Source organism: Bradyrhizobium sp. LHD-71, from assembly GCF_031157255.1.
Taxonomy (GTDB): domain Bacteria; phylum Pseudomonadota; class Alphaproteobacteria; order Rhizobiales; family Xanthobacteraceae; genus P52-10.
This window is the reverse complement of sequence record NZ_JAVIFX010000011.1, coordinates 61,456-76,717: the sequence shown is the minus strand read 5'-3', so window position 1 is coordinate 76,717 and position 15,262 is coordinate 61,456. Positions and strand designations below refer to the sequence as shown.

The window sequence follows — 15,262 nt, the reverse complement described above, 5'->3', positions numbered from 1 at the left end:
TACGAGATCAGTGAGGCGTGTGGCTAAATCGCGGCGCGGGCAAGAGCTCCCGGCGTCCGCAATCAAATGTTCAGGAACTGTGGTAACGTCGCAACATCTGTGGGCACCACGCAACGGTCCGCTAACGCACCGCAGCATTCTTCATCGGCATCGCCGGATCTCTACCGCCTTGCCAGCATCCGCCACGCGGCGAGGATGATGATCGCGCCGATCGAGGCGGAAATCAGTGTCCGGACAAAGCCGAACACCGGCACCTCGGCAACTTCGGCGAGCTTAGCGCCGACGAAGGCACCAGCCACACCGATCAGGATATTGGTGAAGATCCCGTGGTTGGATTGAGTGACGCGCTCGGCGATCCAGCCCGCAATTGCACCGATCAGGATCAAGGTGAAGAACCCGACGCCCGGCTGGGCGAAAAAGGACTGTGCCTCGTTCATTGCCGTTCCTCTCCTTCGTCGGCGCGCATTAACCTAACTTAACGAGTCCTTCGCCGCCCGCACTCTTGCTGCGCTGCAAAACAGACTACGCCAGAAAGGGTATTTCAACCGCAAGTATATAACCATTGATCATCAATAGCGCGCCGAGCGCGCCCACTACCCCACCAAGGACTGCAAGCCAGGGCAGCGTCGCGACGATCGAAACCGAGATCAGCACGATCGCGATCTGCAGCAGTGCCTCAGCATAGTCGAAGTAAGGATCCTGCTTCAGCGCATGATCGCGCTTCGTTTCGTAGTCCTTTGCCCGCGCCAGCAGCTCCTTCTTGCCTTCGTTTGTCTCAGGCTCGGATTCGTAGCGCGCAGATGTCTTGCGATAGGCCTCCGCCTTCGACGTCAGCGCCGCCTTCGCCTCCCCGTTCAAGCTCGCGTCCTGCAGAAGCCCGAGTTCGATGGCGTCCGCGGCGAGATTGAAATTGGTCTGACGAATGTTCTTGGCCTGATAGAAGGCATAGAAATTGGCGGCATGAACGTTGTTGTTGGTGGCTTCCTTGCCGGCGTTGGCTCCGCCGAGGCCGGTGATTGCCAGCAGCATTGCAAGAATGGCGATGCCAACCGCGGCGCGCTGCTTGAAGCGATCGTTCTGCTTCTCCTGATCCATCATTTCGGCGGCGTCTTCGGCTTTCATCGATCCAGTATCCTGTTGGTTGCGGCGCGACGATAGTCAGCCGGCTGTGTCATCATCGAGACGCACAGCACAAGCGGCGCGACTTTTCGCGCGAGGCTTACGAGGGACTGGTTGCGTTCAGAAATTCAGCACGCGCCCATAGGCATCGAGCACGGCTTCCTTCATCATCTCCGACAAAGTCGGATGCGGGAACACCGTATGGATCAGCTCTTCTTCCGTGGTTTCGAGGTTCATGGCCACGACGTAGCCCTGGATCAGCTCAGTGACCTCGGCACCCACCATGTGGGCGCCCAGCAGCTGTCCGGTCTTCTTGTCGAAGATCACCTTGACGAAGCCCTGGTCCTCGCCGAGCGCAATTGCCTTGCCGTTGCCGGCGAACGGAAACCTGCCGACCCGGATTTCCCGGCCCTGCTCCTTCGCCTTTGCCTCGGTCAATCCGACAGAGGCAATCTGCGGCTGGCAGTATGTGCAGCCGGGAATGAGGTTTCTGTCCATCGCATGTGGATTCAGACCTTTGATCGCCTCGACGCAGATGACACCCTCGTGCTCGGCTTTGTGCGCCAGCAAAGGTGGACCGGCAACGTCGCCAATCGCGTAGATACCGGGCACGTTGGTCCGGCATTGACCATCCACGACAACAGCGCCGCGCTCGACCTTGACGCCAAGCTTCTCGAGCCCGAGACCTTCAACGTTGCCGACGACGCCGACCGCTGAAATCACGCGCTCGACCTCAAGCGTCTGCGTCTTGCCCTTACCATCGTCGATGGTGGCAACGACGCTGTCGCTCTTTTTGTCGAGCTTCGTCACTTTGGCGCCCGTCAGGATCTTGATGCCCTGTTTTTCGAAGCTCTTGCGGGCAAAGGTCGCAACCTCGGCATCCTCGATCGGAAGGATCTGCTGCAGCACCTCGACGACGGTCACCTCCGCGCCCATGGTCCGGAAGAACGACGCGAATTCAACTCCAATGGCCCCGGAGCCGACCACGAGCAGCGACTTCGGAATCCGTTCGGGCGCCATCGCCTCGAAATAGGTCCAGACCAGCTTGCCATCACCCTCGAGGCCAGGCAGCACGCGCGGCCGCGCGCCGGTCGCAAGCACGATGTGCTTCGCCTGATAGGCGCCGGGTCCAAGCGCGCCCTTCGGCGCCTCAACCTTCGAGGCCTTGACCGTAAGCTTGCCGGGCGCATCGATCGCGGCTTCACCCCAGATCACCGCAACCTTGTTCTTGCGCATCAGAAAGCCAACGCCGTCGTTCAGCCGCTTGGAGACAGCTCGGGAACGCTGCACCACCGCCTTCGGATCGAACGACACGTTGTCGGCGGAGATCCCGTAGTCCTTGGCATGCTGAAAATAGTGGTAGATCTCGGCCGAGCGCAGCAGCGCCTTGGTCGGAATGCAGCCCCAGTTCAGGCAAATGCCGCCGAGGTAAGCGTTCTCGATGATTGCGGTCTTGAAGCCGAGTTGCGCCGCGCGGATCGCCGCGACATAGCCGCCTGGACCGGAGCCGATGATGATAACGTCGAAAGAGGTATCGGCCATATCAGTCACTCATGTACTCTTTCGACTTTCCTTTGCGGATATCGATGCGCATCAGGGGCGTCGATCGCTACACCACCATCATCACAGGATTTTCGATCAGCACTTTGAACGCGGCCAAGAACTCCGCCCCAAGGGCGCCGTCGACCGCACGATGATCGCACGAAAGCGTCGCACTCATGATGGTCCCGATCTCGATCTTGCCGCCACGCACGACGGCGCGTTGCTCACCTGCGCCGACGGCGAGGATCGTCGCATGCGGCGGGTTGATGACGCCGGAGAATTCCTTGATGCCGTACATTCCAAGGTTGGACACTGCTGTGGTGCCGCCCTGGTACTCCTCGGGCTTAAGCTTTCTCGCCCGTGCGCGCGCGGCGAAATCCTTCATCTCGTTCGAGATCACCGACAGCGGTTTCGAATGCGCATTGCGGATCACCGGCGTGATCAAACCGCCAGGAATCGCCACAGCGACGCCGACATCAGAGGCCTTGTGCTTCAACATGGCGCCGTCGGTCCAGGTGACGTTGGCGTCCGGCACGCGCTGCAAAGCGAGCGCCAGCGCCTTGATGACGAAATCGTTGACCGACAGCTTGTAAGCCGGCTTGCCATCCTTGTCTTTCGGAGCGGCCGCGTTGATCTCTTCGCGTGCAGCACTGAGCTTGCCGATGTCGCAGTCGATCGTCAGGTAAAAATGCGGAATCGTCTGCTTCGACTGTGACAAGCGCTGCGCGATGATCTTGCGCATGTTGTCGTGTGGTACGACGTCGTATGTACCGTCGGCGAACATGGCGCGCACCTGCTGTTCGCTCGGCCCTGCAGGCGCCGCGCCCGCCGCCGCAGTCGGTGCCGCAGCCGGCGCCGTCTTCACGCCCTTGCCTGACTTTGCGCTCTCGATGTCGCGGGCAATCACCCGGCCATGCGGGCCTGTACCGCTGATACGGCCGATCTCGATGCCGGCTTCTTTCGCAAGGCGGCGCGCCAGCGGCGAGGAGAAGACGCGGGCGCCGTCTTGTCCGTTGACGGCTTGGCGCCCCTCAGCCGGCGCCTTCGGCATCTGCGCGCTTGGGATCGCGGAAGGAGCGTCCGTGCTCGCACGAGACTCCTGCTGTGTGGCCGCTGGCTTTGCGCTCGGCGTCGGCTGAGCGGTGCTGACCGCCTTCTCGCTCTCCTGGGGAGATGGTTCGGGTGAAGGGGCCCCGGCAGCCGTCGCTTTCGCCGCACCGGCTCCCGCGGCCTTCACATCCTCACCTTCGCTCGCGAGCACGGCGATAACGTCGTTGACCGCAACGTCCTGAGTGCCTTCCGGAACGAGAATTTTGGCGATCGTGCCGTCGTCGACCGCCTCGACCTCCATGGTCGCCTTGTCGGTTTCGATCTCGGCGATGACGTCGCCGGATTTAACCGCGTCGCCTTCCTTCTTCAGCCATTTCGCAAGGTTGCCCTTTTCCATCGTGGGCGACAGCGCAGGCATCAGGATGTTGATCGGCATTCTTGCAACCCTGGCTCAGGTCGGCACTTCAGGCATGTGCACGACTTCGAACTTAAGACCATCCGCGTCTTCGAAATAGAGGGCGTAATAGCCCGGTGCGTACTGGGGATACTCCGCCGGAGCATCGAGCACCTTGATGTGTTTCTCGCACAGAATCCTGTGCAGAGCGTCGACGTCGGCACGGCTATCCACGTCGAAGGCGCAATGGTGGAAGCCCGACGCATAGCGCGCATGCTGCTTGGCGGCGAACTCCGGTCGGGCTTGCCAAATATTGACGGCGAATTTCGCCTCGGCATTGAACCAGAGCGTCATCGTCTTGGGAACGTCCTCGACTTTGTTGTAGCCGAGAAATCCAAGCACCGGCGCATAGAATTCCGCTTCGCTCTTCGCCAGATCGCGCACCGTGAGTGCGAGATGGTTCATCGTGCCTTTCGCCATTGTCAAACCCCTCCTGCAATTCACCGAGGATTCGGACACGAAGTCGCCTATCGCCGGTGTTTCATCAGGCCCACGATAATGGGGGCGGGACAATTTCTCGGCAGCATCGAAGCTTCCGTCCCGCGACGACGCTGACAGAGCGGCGCCACAGTGGGGGTCATGCGCGAGAACAAGTTGAGCCACATTCGTCCTCACGAATAGGTCACGGCCTTCACCGCCGCGACGACGTCAGCGACGCTCGGCAACGCCAGCTTCTCGAGATTGGCGGCATAAGGCATCGGCACGTCCTTGCCGGACACCCGCGCCGGCGGCGCGTCGAGCCAGTCGAAGGCCCTCTCAACGACGCGTGCGGAGATCTCGGCGCCAACGCCCGACTGTTGCCAGCCCTCCTCCACCGTGACGATGCGACCAGTCTTCTTCACCGACGCAATCACGGTGTCGGTGTCGAGCGGGCGCAGCGTGCGCAGATCGATCACCTCGGCTTCGATGTTCTCCTTGGCGAGTTCATCGGCCGCCTTGAGCGCATAGGTCATGCCGTTGGACCAGGCGACCAGTGTCACGTGCTGCCCCTTGCGGGCGATGCGCGCCTTGCCGATCGGCAGCACAAAATCGTCGAGCTTCGGCACCTGTCCGTTATGGCCGTAGAGAATTTCGTTCTCGAGGAAGATCACCGGGTTCGGATCGCGGATCGCGGCTTTCAGAAGCCCCTTCGCATCAGCCGCCGAATAAGGCGCGATCACCTTAAGCCCCGGAATATGCGAGTACCACGACGAGTAATCCTGGCTGTGCTGGGCGGCAACGCGCGCGGCCGCGCCATTCGGCCCGCGGAAAACGATCGAGCACCCCATCTGGCCGCCGGACATGTAGAGCGTCTTCGCCGCCGAATTGACGATCTGATCGATCGCCTGCATGGCGAAGTTGAAGGTCATGAACTCGACGATCGGCTTCAACCCGGCAAATGCCGCGCCGACGCCGACGCCGGCAAAACCATGTTCGGTGATCGGCGTGTCGATCACGCGCCGCGCGCCGAACTCCTGCAAAAGGCCCTGCGTGATCTTGTACGCGCCCTGATACTCGGCGACCTCCTCGCCCATCACGAACACGTCGCCGTCGCGCCGCATTTCCTCGGCCATCGCATCGCGCAACGCTTCACGCACCGTCATGTTGACCATCTCGGTGCCTTCAGGCACCTCGGGATCTTCGGGCGGCGCGGCAACGGCGGAGCTCTTCGGCGACGGCGCGGCCTCGACCTTCTGCGGCTCGGCAGGCGGGGCCTGCTCTGCGGCCTTCTGTTGCTGCGCGGGTTTGGTTTCGGCGACGGCGGACTCGTCTTCACCGTCGCTCAGAATGACGGCAATGGGCGTGTTGACCGCCACATCCGCCGTGCCTTCGGGCACGAGGATCTTTCCCAACGTGCCCTCGTCGGTGGCCTCGACCTCCATTGTCGCCTTATCGGTTTCGATCTCGGCTATGACGTCGCCGGATTTGACGGTGTCGCCCTCCTTTTTCAGCCATTTGGCGAGGTTACCCTTCTCCATAGTCGGAGAGAGAGCGGGCATCAGAATCTGCACTGGCATCGTCCGTCCCCTCGCTCAGCGCGTCACGTCGGTCCAAAGTTCGGACGCATCCGGCTCTGGATCATTTTGCGCGAAATCGGCGGCCTCGTTGACGAGCTGCCGCGCTCGCGCATCGATCTTCTTCAGATCATCTTCGGGAACATTCATCGCCAGCAGGCGCTGCCGCACCTGCTCGATCGGATCCTGATCGTGCCGAACCTTATCGACTTCCTCGCGTGTCCGGTATTTGGCCGGATCGGACATCGAGTGGCCGCGATAGCGGTACGTCTGCATTTCGAGGATGTAGGGTCCGTTGCCTTCGCGGCACCACTTCACCGCCTTCTCACCCGCCGCTGCCACTGCGCGCACATCCATGCCGTCGACCTGCTCTCCCGGAATATTGAAGGACGCGCCGCGCTTTGAGAAATCCTGCTGCGCCGAGGACCGGCTGACCGAGGTCCCCATGGCATAACGGTTGTTCTCGACAACATAGACGACAGGCAGCTTCCAGAGCTCCGCCATGTTGAAGCTCTCGTAGACCTGGCCCTGGTTGGCCGCGCCATCACCGAAATAGGCCAGGCAGACATTGCCATTGCCGCGGTAACGGTTGGCAAAGGCAAGACCTGTCCCCAGCGAGACCTGCGCGCCGACGATGCCGTGGCCACCGTAAAAGTGCTTCTCCAGGCTGAACATGTGCATGGAGCCGCCCTTGCCCTTGGAATAGCCGCCGCGTCGACCGGTCAGTTCGGCCATCACGCCCTTCGGGTCCATGCCGCAGGCGAGCATATGGCCGTGATCACGATAGCCGGTAATCACCTGGTCGCCGGGGTTGAGCGTCATCTGCACACCGACGACGACGGCTTCCTGGCCAATGTAGAGATGACAGAAGCCGCCTATCGCACCCATGCCGTAAAGTTGACCCGCCTTCTCTTCGAAGCGCCGGATCAGCAACATCAGGCGCAGCGCTTCGAGCTCCTGCTCCTTACTAAATGTTGCGATGGCGGGGCCTGATTTGCCGTTGCCGGTGGCGGGAGGGGCAGACTTTTTCGCGACGGCCATGGCTCATCCAACGTAGGCGGGAACTGAACGTTGCATATCCTAATTCAGGAAAGCCTGAAAGGATCGCCCGCACCGGCAAATAGACGCGGTGCAGCAAGCAGTGTACAGCGCCATGAACTTTCGCAGGACGCGAGTTATTTGAAAGAAAGTTCAGTTGCGATTGATCACGCGCACGAGATCGCGCGGGTGGGCGAACTCGAGCTGGAAGCGAGCACGCTCGTCCAGCATGTCCGGATCGAGGCTCTCGGCGCGCAGCAATGACACGCGCTGCTCGAGCACGAGGCGCTCCTGCTTCAACCGCGCAAGTTCTGCGGTCAGCGCGACCATCTCCTGATCGAGCGCCGCCTGCGCGTGCAGCCCGTATTTTCCGGTGTAAGCGTTGACGCCGAAATAGCCGATCAGCGCGGCAGCCATGACATACAGCGCAAGGCCGGTCAGAAACGATTTAAGTCGGGTATGCGAGACCATATCAGACGATGCGACGGCCGGGTTAATGCAAACTTAAGTTCCCGGCCGCGCATTCTGAAAAACGATTATTTCTTATGCAGTTCTACCCAGGCGGCGAAGGCCTGGATGTACGTCGTCAGAAACTCCTTCAACGAATCCTTGGCCAGTTCACCCTTCTCGTCAAAGGCGTCGCCAAGCCCGCCTGCATAGGCTTCCGGCTGCTGCATGATCGGTCCACTGATACCAGGCAGGATCCCCTGCAGATGCTTGACCGCGCTGACGCCGCCATGCACTCCCGGCGACGTGCCGAAAAGGCCGATCGGCCGTCCTAGAAATGAGCTCTTGCCATAGGGCCGCGAAGCAATGTCAATGGCATTCTTCAGAACGCCAGGGATCGAGCGGTTATACTCCGGCGTCACGAACAGGACGGCGTCGGATTTCTGGATCGTGTCGCGGAATTCGACCCAGTCGGCCGGCGGGTTGGCCTCAAGATCCTGGTTGAAGAATGAAAGTCCGTTCAGCGTGACGATGTTGAGCGTGAGCGAGCGCGGCGCCAGTTTCGCGAGCGCCTTTGCGGTCTTCAAGGAAAACGCGTCTTTGCGGATGCTGCCGACAATGACGGCGACGTTACGAGTGGCCATGACGAATATCCTCTAATTGGGAAGATGCCGATGGCGATCGCCGCGGCACCGGGCGCCCCACATAGATGCACTTGCATGAAAGAACATGCAAGTGCATACTCCGAGAAATTTCGCGTAAGCTTTCGCTGTCCGAAAGTCTGTTGTTCCCTGAAAGTCTATTGTCCCTTGATCGCGGACCGCCCAGCGTATCTTGCCTGCGTTCCAAGTTCCTGCTCGATCCGCAACAGCTGATTGTACTTCGCCGTCCGATCCGATCGCGCAAGCGAACCGGTCTTGATCTGGCCGCAGCTGGTTGCCACCGCAAGATCGGCGATCGTTGAATCCTCGGTCTCGCCGGAGCGGTGCGACATCACTGCGGTGTAGGCCGCCTTGTAGGCCATCTCCACTGCCGCCAGCGTTTCAGTGAGCGTGCCGATCTGGTTGACCTTGATGAGGATCGAGTTGGCGCGGCCATGCTTGATGCCGTCTGCAAGGCGCTTCACGTTGGTCACGAACAGATCGTCGCCGACGAGCTGACACTTGCTGCCGATCAAATCGGTCAGTTCCTTCCAGCCCTCCATGTCGTCTTCCGACATGCCATCCTCGATCGAAACGATCGGATAGCGCGAGACCAGATCGGCAAGATACTTCGCCTGCTCCGAACGTGTGCGCGTCTTGCCCTCGCCCTCATAGACGTACTTGCCGTTCTTGAAGAACTCAGTCGACGCGCAGTCGAGCGCCAGCAGCACATCGGTGCCTGGCTTGTAGCCGGCTTTGGTGATTGCATTCATGACGAATTCGAGCGCGCCGTCCGCCGACGGCAGGTTTGGCGCAAAGCCGCCTTCGTCGCCGACATTCGTGTTGTGGCCGGCCTTCTTCAGTTCGCCTTTCAGGGTGTGGAAGACTTCCGCTCCGATGCGTAAGGCCTCGGCGAAGGAGTTGCCGCCGACGGGCATGATCATGAATTCCTGAAAGTCGATCGGATTGTCCGCGTGCACACCGCCGTTGATGATGTTCATCATCGGCACGGGAAGCGTTCGGGCGGACGTGCCGCCGACATAGCGATAGAGCGGCAAGCCACTTGCCTGCGCGGCTGCCTTGGCAACCGCGAGCGAAACGCCCAGGATCGCGTTGGCGCCGAGGCGGCTTTTGTTAGGCGTGCCATCCAGCGTGATCATCGTCTCGTCGATCAGCACCTGCTGTTCGGCGTCGAGACCGCCGATCGCATCGAAGATTTCGCCGGTGACGGCGCTGATGGCCTTCTGCACACCCTTGCCGAGATAACGCGCCTTGTCGCCGTCGCGCAGTTCGACGGCCTCATGCGCGCCGGTCGACGCTCCGGACGGAACGGCGGCGCGGCCCATCGAACCTTCTTCGAGCACGACATCGACCTCGACCGACGGGTTGCCGCGGCTATCGAGAATTTCGCGTCCGATGATGTCGACGATAGCTGTCATGGTAGTTCCACCTGATTGTCGTTGTCTGCGCGGCCTATACACGGGGCGCAAGCAAATGTGAACGCTTCACGGCTCGTCTCGCCCTGACGGCCGCGCATGGTTCGGCGTATGCTCGACCGAGGTTGGTCCCGCGCTTCGCATTTTCCTTCATGGAGATGGGGCATCATCATGAATCGGCGCCAATTTCTTACCTCGGCCGCGATTGCCAGCCTGGCCGCTCCAACGCTCCTGCGCGGCGCCCGTGCGCAACAGGAGTCCCCGTTCAAGGTGAAATACTATCCAGTCGCCGCCGGCATGGGGTCGCGCGACGTGACGCCGGCGCCGGATGGCAGCATCTGGTTCTGCGGACAACGCAATGGCACGCTCGGACGGCTTGATCCGCGCGACGGCTCCTACAAGCTGACGGACCTCGGCAAGGGTGCCGCCCCGCATGGCGTCATCATCGGGCCAGACGGAGCACCATGGGTGACTGAAGGCGGGCAGAACGCGATCGCCCGTGTCGATCCGACGGATCACAAGGTGACGCTGTTCAAGCTGCCGGAAAGCGCCGGCTACGCCAATCTCAACACGGCCGTGTTTGACCGGAACGGAGTCTATTGGTTCACCGGGCAGAGCGGAATCTATGGCCGCCTCGATCCGAAAACGAGCGACATGCAGGTGTTCAAGGCGCCACGCGGCCGCGGCGCCTACGGCATGACCGTCACGCCGACCGGTGACGTCTGGTACGCGTCTCTTGCCGGCAACCACATCGCAAAGATCGATCTTGCGAGCGGCAATGCGACCGTCGTCGAGCCGCCGACCCCGAACCAGGGAGCGCGGCGGATCTGGTCCGATTCCAAGGGACGCCTGTGGGTCAGTGAGTGGAACAGCGGAAACGTGTCGATGCACAACCCGGCAGACGGATCGTGGAAAGCCTGGAAGCTGCCGGGCGATAGCCCTCGCACCTACTCAGTCTATGTCGACGACAAGGACAAGGTCTGGCTCACCGACTTCGGCGCCAACGCCATCGTTCGCTTCGATCCGGTGACGGAAAAGTTCAGCTCATTCCCGAGCGACAGGCCCGGAGCAAACGTGCGTCAGATGGATGGCCGGCCGGGCGAAGCCTGGGGCGGCGAGTCGGGCACCAATCGACTGGTCGTGATCCAAACTGTCGGACCGGCGTGACGCAGTCAGGGCTTCTTCTTGTGTGCATGGTGCTGACGGCGACCTCGGCCATGGCGGAGGAAACCGGTATGCGGCTGTTCGAGCCATGTCGCGCCTGCCACAGCCTCGACCCGGCAGAGCGCGGCTTGCCGGGACCCAATCTTGCCGGCCTGCTTGGCCGCAAGGTCGGCGGCGATCCGGCCTTCGACTATTCGCCCGCGTTGCGCGCCGCCCGCGATCAGGGGATTGTCTGGGACACGATGCGCCTCGAGACTTTCCTCGCCGATCCCGCGGAGATGTTTCCGGGCCTCTGGATGGCGACGCGTGGCCTCGACGAGGCCGCAGACCGCCGTGCGCTGGTGCAGTTTCTGGCCGATCCCGCCGCGCGCTGACGGTTGACGCACATCGTCTTTGAGTGCAATTCGGCATCATGGCCCGAAAACCCTTGCAACTTGGCCGCGCTGTCGCCTGGCCGAAATCGCCGACCGAAGCGCAGATCGATCGCGTGCCCAATCCGCAGAGCGACACGAATTATGTCGTCCGCTTCGCGGCGCCTGAGTTCACCGCGATGTGCCCGGTCACTGGCCAACCGGATTTCGCGCATCTGGTGATCGACTACGTCCCGGCCCGCTGGCTGCTCGAGTCGAAGTCGCTGAAGCTCTATCTCGCGAGCTTTCGCAACCACGCGGGCTTCCACGAGGACTGCACGGTGAGCATCGGCAAGCGGATCACCGCCGAGATCAAGCCGCGCTGGCTGCGGATCGGCGGCTACTGGTATCCGCGCGGTGGCATTCCGATCGACGTATTCTGGCAGACCGGCCGCACGCCGAAGGACGTGTGGATTCCGGACCAGGGCGTCGCGCCTTATCGCGGACGCGGGTAAGCCGGCCTCATCAGGGACTCGCGGGCTTGTCCTTCGGCCCGATGTCGGGCGGATGGCGGTGCCGCAGCAGCTTTGCGCAGAGAATTCCGACCGACAGCAGCAGTGCCGCGGCAGTGAGCAGTGTCGGCACCTTGCCGATGAACGTCAGCCCGAAGCCATAGAGCAGCGGTCCGGAGAACTGTCCGCAGTTGAAGCAGAACGCCTGCAGAGAGACGGCGCTGGCGCGGGCGTCGGGCGCGATCTCCGAGGTGAAAACCTGAAAGCCGCCGTGGATCAGATAGAAGCCGCAGCCCATCACCACGAAGTTGACGAACTGCACCTGCCAGGGCGGACCGAAGGCGATGATAGCGATCTGCGAAGAGATGAAGATCGCACCGAGCACCATCAGCGCGTTGTCGCCGAATCGCGCCAGCAACCTGGTGACAGTCGCCGCATAGAACAGTCCGCCGACCGCATAGCCGCCGATCACGAGCCCCGCGATCGACAGACGTGGTTCGCCAAGGTCGGCCAGAAACGAGGCGACATACGGCAGCATGCCGAAGATGCAGATGCCTTCGACGAACACACCGAGATAGCAGACGTGTGCATTCGGATGGCTGAGGATGCGCCTGTAGTTGGCGGCTATCAATTTCGGATTGACCGGCTTGCCCGGAAGGGTGAGCTGGTTGCGAAAGCCCCACGCGACAGCAAGCGACATGACAAGGATAAAGCTGCCGAGGATCGACAACACGCCGCGCCAACCGAACAGATCGCCGAGCACGCCCGAAAAGCTGGCGCCGAGCAGATTGCCGGTCAGCGCACCGGCCATGATCCGGCTCATCGCTACGCGACGCTTCTCGACCGGAAACAGATCGCCGGTGAGCCCCATGGCCACAGGAAAGACACCACCCGCCCCAAGCCCGCAGATCACGCGGGTCGCCAACAGCAGCTCGAACGAATCGGTGTACGAGCCGACGATATTGGCGATGCCGAGAACGATCAGGCAGGTCAGGATCACCTTCGGCTTGCCGAACAGGTCGGCCACCATGCCGAGCGGCAGTTGCACGAACGCGAAGGCGATGGCCGAGGCAGAGGCGAGCGTCGCGGCCGTTGTGATGTTTACGGCCAGTTGCTCGCTGATCTGCGGCACAACCGGATCGATGACACGCGACGTAAGCCCTGCCGCAAAGTTCCCCATCGCGATGATGGGCAACAGATACTGCATGGCATGGGACGGCGGTGCCATTCGGCGGAACGTTGAGCGCTAAGTGTTTGGTGTGAGATCGTCTGTGCAAGGCTGGCGTAGCAGGTGCTGCGAGCTCCGACCAATGACCAATGGTCATGCCGCTGCGGCAAAAAGCGTTGGAATGAACTAAAGGAAAATCCAGCCCCTCGCCCTGCAACCGATCACGAGCAGAACGCGCGTCTTCACGTCTACTGCACGATTTGAGAATGCCGGTGCTTCAACAGTCGGGAGCACACAATTCCGAGCAAAAGCATGACCACGGCCGCAAACAGCACGGTCGGAACCTTGCCGAACTGTGAGATCCCATAGCCGTAGGCGATCGGCCCCGCCGTCTGTCCGAGGTAGAAGAAAAATGCATGCAGGGCTACGGCCGTGCCACGGGCGTCGACGGAGATCTCGGACGCAAAGGTCTGCAGCGAGCCGTGGATCATGTAGAAGCCACAGCCCATCGCCAGAAAACTTGCGAGTTGCCACTGCCACGGCGGACCGAGCGCGATGACCACGAGCTGCGAGGCCACCAGCGCCCCGCCGCCGATCATCAGGCCCTTTTCTCCGAGCCGGGGCAACAAGCGCGACACGCTGCTCGTATAGATCAGCCCGCCGACAGCGAAGCCGGCGATCACGATACCTGCGATCGACAGGCGCGGTTCGCCGAGATCGGCGAGAAAGGCGGCAACAAACGGAAACAGGCCGAGCACGCAGCTCCCTTCGATGAATACCGCGGCATAGCAAACGCGTGCATGCGGGTGCGCGAAGACATCGCGATAGTTTCGCGCCATCGCGGTGAAGTTCGTGCGCTTGCGGGGCATGCGCATCTGGTGGCGAAAGCCCCAGCCGACTGCCACGGATGCCCCGAGCACCAGAAGACCGATCGCGATCAGCACGCCGCGCCAGCCTATGAAATCACCAATGACGCCGGACAGGCTGGCACCCAGCAGGTTGCCGGCCATTGCGCCGGCCAACACCTGGCTCATCGCCACCTGGCGCTCTCGCAGCGGAAAGAGATCTCCGACGAGACTGAGCGTAATCGGAAATACGCCACCGCCGCCCACGCCCGACAGGATGCGGGTGATCAGCAGCACGTCGAAGGATGTCGAGAACGCGCCTGCGATGTTCGAGGCGCCGAGCAGCATCAGGCAGATGACGATGAGTTTCGGCTTGCCGAACATGTCGGCGATGATGCCGAGTGCTGGCTGGACCAGCGCGAAGGTAATGGCAAATGCGGACGCCGCCGTGGCAGCTATCTGGATGGTCACCATGAGGTCGGTCGCGACCTGCGGCAGCACTGGGTCCATCGCGCGCACCGAGAGCGAGCCCGCAAACGTCGCCATGGAAATGATGGGAAGCAGATACTGCATTTGCCGCGTTCGCCGCCGCTCGAGGCCGCGCGGTTCGTTTCTATGTCTTAGCGAGTTTGTCGAACGCGATCAGTGTCCGCAGAAGGCCCTCGAACTCCTTCAGCGGCACCATGTTCGGCCCGTCGGACGGCGCCCGATCTGGATCCTGGTGCGTCTCGATGAAGACGCCGGCGACGCCGACAGCGACGGCAGCGCGCGCCAGCACCGGAACGAACTCCCGTTCGCCGCCCGAAGAGGTGCCCTGCCCGCCCGGCTGCTGCACCGAATGGGTTGCGTCGAAGATCACCGGCGCACCGGTCGACCGTGCAAGGATCGGCAGTGCGCGCATATCGGAAACCAGCGTGTTGTAGCCGAACGACGCACCGCGCTCGGTGACCAGCACATTCGGATTGCCGGTGCCGGTCAGCTTGGCGACGACATTCTTCATGTCCCAGGGCGCGAGGAATTGTCCCTTCTTGACGTTGACGATCTTGCCGGTGCGCGCCGCCGCCACCAGCAGATCGGTCTGGCGGGACAGGAAAGCCGGAATCTGAAGGATGTCGACGACCTCTGCGGTTGGCGCACATTGATCCCGTTCATGCACGTCGGTCAGGACCGGCAGGCCGAGGTCCTGTCGAATATCGGCGAAGATCGGCAGCGCCTGCTTCAATCCGATGCCGCGCACGCCGCTCGCACTGGTGCGGTTCGCCTTGTCGAACGATGTCTTGTAGACGAGACCGATCCCAAGTCGGGTCGCAATCTCCTTCAGCGCCGTTGCCATTTCGAACGCATGGGCGCGGCTCTCGAGCGCGCAGGGACCGGCGATGACCGCAAGCGGCAGCGCATTACCGAACTTGACAGAACCCGCGGTCACGACGGACGCGGCGGAAGTCGTTTGGGTCACGTAGCTGTCCTTAAAGGTTCGCCCGACCATGCCGGGCGACACGCGA

Annotated in this window: 16 protein-coding genes; 3 read left to right on the top strand and 13 right to left on the bottom strand. The window is 61.9% G+C overall.

The genetic code is table 11. The features are described 5' to 3' along the window. Positions 1-161: 161 nt before the first annotated feature. From RCO31_RS13855 to eno, 10 genes are all read right to left on the bottom strand, one after another. Positions 162-437 (bottom strand): GlsB/YeaQ/YmgE family stress response membrane protein, encoded by a 276-nt coding sequence (locus RCO31_RS13855; protein ID WP_308968988.1) that lies wholly within the window; start codon positions 435-437, stop codon positions 162-164. Between the two features lie 85 nt (positions 438-522). Then, positions 523-1,122 carry a DUF4337 domain-containing protein gene (locus tag RCO31_RS13850; protein WP_308968987.1) on the bottom strand — a complete coding sequence of 200 codons (600 nt, stop codon included), beginning with the start codon at positions 1,120-1,122 and terminating at the stop codon, positions 523-525. Between the two features lie 117 nt (positions 1,123-1,239). Continuing rightward, on the bottom strand, positions 1,240-2,661 hold the full coding sequence (gene lpdA / locus RCO31_RS13845) for a dihydrolipoyl dehydrogenase (protein WP_308968986.1): 1,422 nt from the start codon (positions 2,659-2,661) through the stop codon (positions 1,240-1,242). Between the two features lie 67 nt (positions 2,662-2,728). Further along, positions 2,729-4,147 (bottom strand): pyruvate dehydrogenase complex dihydrolipoamide acetyltransferase, encoded by a 1,419-nt coding sequence (locus RCO31_RS13840; protein ID WP_308968985.1) that lies wholly within the window; start codon positions 4,145-4,147, stop codon positions 2,729-2,731. 15 nt (positions 4,148-4,162) lie between these two features. Next, positions 4,163-4,585 carry a VOC family protein gene (locus tag RCO31_RS13835; protein WP_308968984.1) on the bottom strand — a complete coding sequence of 141 codons (423 nt, stop codon included), beginning with the start codon at positions 4,583-4,585 and terminating at the stop codon, positions 4,163-4,165. A gap of 191 nt (positions 4,586-4,776) precedes the next feature. Then, complete coding sequence (locus tag RCO31_RS13830) at positions 4,777-6,162, bottom strand: pyruvate dehydrogenase complex E1 component subunit beta (RefSeq protein WP_308968983.1); 1,386 nt, start codon at positions 6,160-6,162, stop codon at positions 4,777-4,779. Between the two features lie 15 nt (positions 6,163-6,177). Then, positions 6,178-7,200, bottom strand: a complete 1,023-nt coding sequence (gene pdhA, locus RCO31_RS13825) for a pyruvate dehydrogenase (acetyl-transferring) E1 component subunit alpha (RefSeq protein WP_308968982.1) — start codon at positions 7,198-7,200, stop codon at positions 6,178-6,180. A 150-nt stretch (positions 7,201-7,350) separates the two neighbouring features. Beyond that, positions 7,351-7,668 carry a septum formation initiator family protein gene (locus RCO31_RS13820; RefSeq protein WP_308968981.1) on the bottom strand — a complete coding sequence of 106 codons (318 nt, stop codon included), beginning with the start codon at positions 7,666-7,668 and terminating at the stop codon, positions 7,351-7,353. 65 nt (positions 7,669-7,733) lie between these two features. After that, positions 7,734-8,288, bottom strand: coding sequence for an NADPH-dependent FMN reductase (locus tag RCO31_RS13815; protein ID WP_308968980.1), 555 nt, complete (start codon positions 8,286-8,288; stop codon positions 7,734-7,736). 155 nt (positions 8,289-8,443) lie between these two features. Then, positions 8,444-9,724 carry a phosphopyruvate hydratase gene (gene eno / locus RCO31_RS13810; protein WP_308968979.1) on the bottom strand — a complete coding sequence of 427 codons (1,281 nt, stop codon included), beginning with the start codon at positions 9,722-9,724 and terminating at the stop codon, positions 8,444-8,446. 168 nt (positions 9,725-9,892) lie between these two features. On the opposite strand from eno, the gene RCO31_RS13805 reads away from it, so the two are divergent. From RCO31_RS13805 to queF, 3 genes are read left to right on the top strand one after another with little or no spacing between them, the layout of a single operon-like run. Then, positions 9,893-10,888 carry a lyase gene (locus RCO31_RS13805; RefSeq protein WP_308968978.1) on the top strand — a complete coding sequence of 332 codons (996 nt, stop codon included), beginning with the start codon at positions 9,893-9,895 and terminating at the stop codon, positions 10,886-10,888. 50 nt (positions 10,889-10,938) lie between these two features. Next, positions 10,939-11,259: a hypothetical protein gene (locus tag RCO31_RS13800; protein ID WP_308968977.1), complete on the top strand. Its 321-nt coding sequence runs from the start codon at positions 10,939-10,941 to the stop codon at positions 11,257-11,259. A gap of 38 nt (positions 11,260-11,297) precedes the next feature. Continuing rightward, complete coding sequence (queF, locus tag RCO31_RS13795) at positions 11,298-11,750, top strand: preQ(1) synthase (RefSeq protein WP_308968976.1); 453 nt, start codon at positions 11,298-11,300, stop codon at positions 11,748-11,750. A gap of 10 nt (positions 11,751-11,760) precedes the next feature. Here queF and RCO31_RS13790 read toward each other — a convergent pair whose 3' ends face one another. From RCO31_RS13790 to kdsA, 3 genes are all read right to left on the bottom strand, one after another. Further along, complete coding sequence (locus tag RCO31_RS13790) at positions 11,761-12,975, bottom strand: MFS transporter (protein ID WP_308968975.1); 1,215 nt, start codon at positions 12,973-12,975, stop codon at positions 11,761-11,763. Between the two features lie 188 nt (positions 12,976-13,163). Beyond that, the gene (locus RCO31_RS13785; protein WP_308968974.1) at positions 13,164-14,333 is read right to left on the bottom strand and encodes an MFS transporter; all 1,170 of its coding nucleotides are present in this window, start codon (positions 14,331-14,333) and stop codon (positions 13,164-13,166) included. A gap of 40 nt (positions 14,334-14,373) precedes the next feature. Further along, a complete protein-coding gene (gene kdsA, locus RCO31_RS13780; protein WP_308969102.1) occupies positions 14,374-15,246 on the bottom strand; it encodes a 3-deoxy-8-phosphooctulonate synthase in 873 nt (290 codons plus the stop codon). Between the last annotated feature and the right edge of the window lie 16 nt (positions 15,247-15,262).

What these genes read in the sequence shown, in the direction of transcription:
- RCO31_RS13855 (WP_308968988.1), bottom strand. Translation starts at nt 437, where the DNA reads ATGAACGAGGCACAGTCCTTTTTCGCCCAGCCGGGCGTCGGGTTCTTC.
- RCO31_RS13805 (WP_308968978.1), top strand. Translation starts at nt 9,893, where the DNA reads ATGAATCGGCGCCAATTTCTTACCTCGGCCGCGATTGCCAGCCTGGCC.
- RCO31_RS13850 (WP_308968987.1), bottom strand. Translation starts at nt 1,122, where the DNA reads ATGAAAGCCGAAGACGCCGCCGAAATGATGGATCAGGAGAAGCAGAAC.
- RCO31_RS13785 (WP_308968974.1), bottom strand. Translation starts at nt 14,333, where the DNA reads ATGCAGTATCTGCTTCCCATCATTTCCATGGCGACGTTTGCGGGCTCG.
- eno (WP_308968979.1), bottom strand. Translation starts at nt 9,724, where the DNA reads ATGACAGCTATCGTCGACATCATCGGACGCGAAATTCTCGATAGCCGC.
- RCO31_RS13835 (WP_308968984.1), bottom strand. Translation starts at nt 4,585, where the DNA reads ATGGCGAAAGGCACGATGAACCATCTCGCACTCACGGTGCGCGATCTG.
- RCO31_RS13820 (WP_308968981.1), bottom strand. Translation starts at nt 7,668, where the DNA reads ATGGTCTCGCATACCCGACTTAAATCGTTTCTGACCGGCCTTGCGCTG.
- RCO31_RS13830 (WP_308968983.1), bottom strand. Translation starts at nt 6,162, where the DNA reads ATGCCAGTGCAGATTCTGATGCCCGCTCTCTCTCCGACTATGGAGAAG.
- kdsA (WP_308969102.1), bottom strand. Translation starts at nt 15,246, where the DNA reads ATGGTCGGGCGAACCTTTAAGGACAGCTACGTGACCCAAACGACTTCC.
- RCO31_RS13790 (WP_308968975.1), bottom strand. Translation starts at nt 12,975, where the DNA reads ATGGCACCGCCGTCCCATGCCATGCAGTATCTGTTGCCCATCATCGCG.
- RCO31_RS13815 (WP_308968980.1), bottom strand. Translation starts at nt 8,288, where the DNA reads ATGGCCACTCGTAACGTCGCCGTCATTGTCGGCAGCATCCGCAAAGAC.
- lpdA (WP_308968986.1), bottom strand. Translation starts at nt 2,661, where the DNA reads ATGGCCGATACCTCTTTCGACGTTATCATCATCGGCTCCGGTCCAGGC.
- RCO31_RS13840 (WP_308968985.1), bottom strand. Translation starts at nt 4,147, where the DNA reads ATGCCGATCAACATCCTGATGCCTGCGCTGTCGCCCACGATGGAAAAG.
- pdhA (WP_308968982.1), bottom strand. Translation starts at nt 7,200, where the DNA reads ATGGCCGTCGCGAAAAAGTCTGCCCCTCCCGCCACCGGCAACGGCAAA.
- queF (WP_308968976.1), top strand. Translation starts at nt 11,298, where the DNA reads ATGGCCCGAAAACCCTTGCAACTTGGCCGCGCTGTCGCCTGGCCGAAA.
- RCO31_RS13800 (WP_308968977.1), top strand. Translation starts at nt 10,939, where the DNA reads ATGGCGGAGGAAACCGGTATGCGGCTGTTCGAGCCATGTCGCGCCTGC.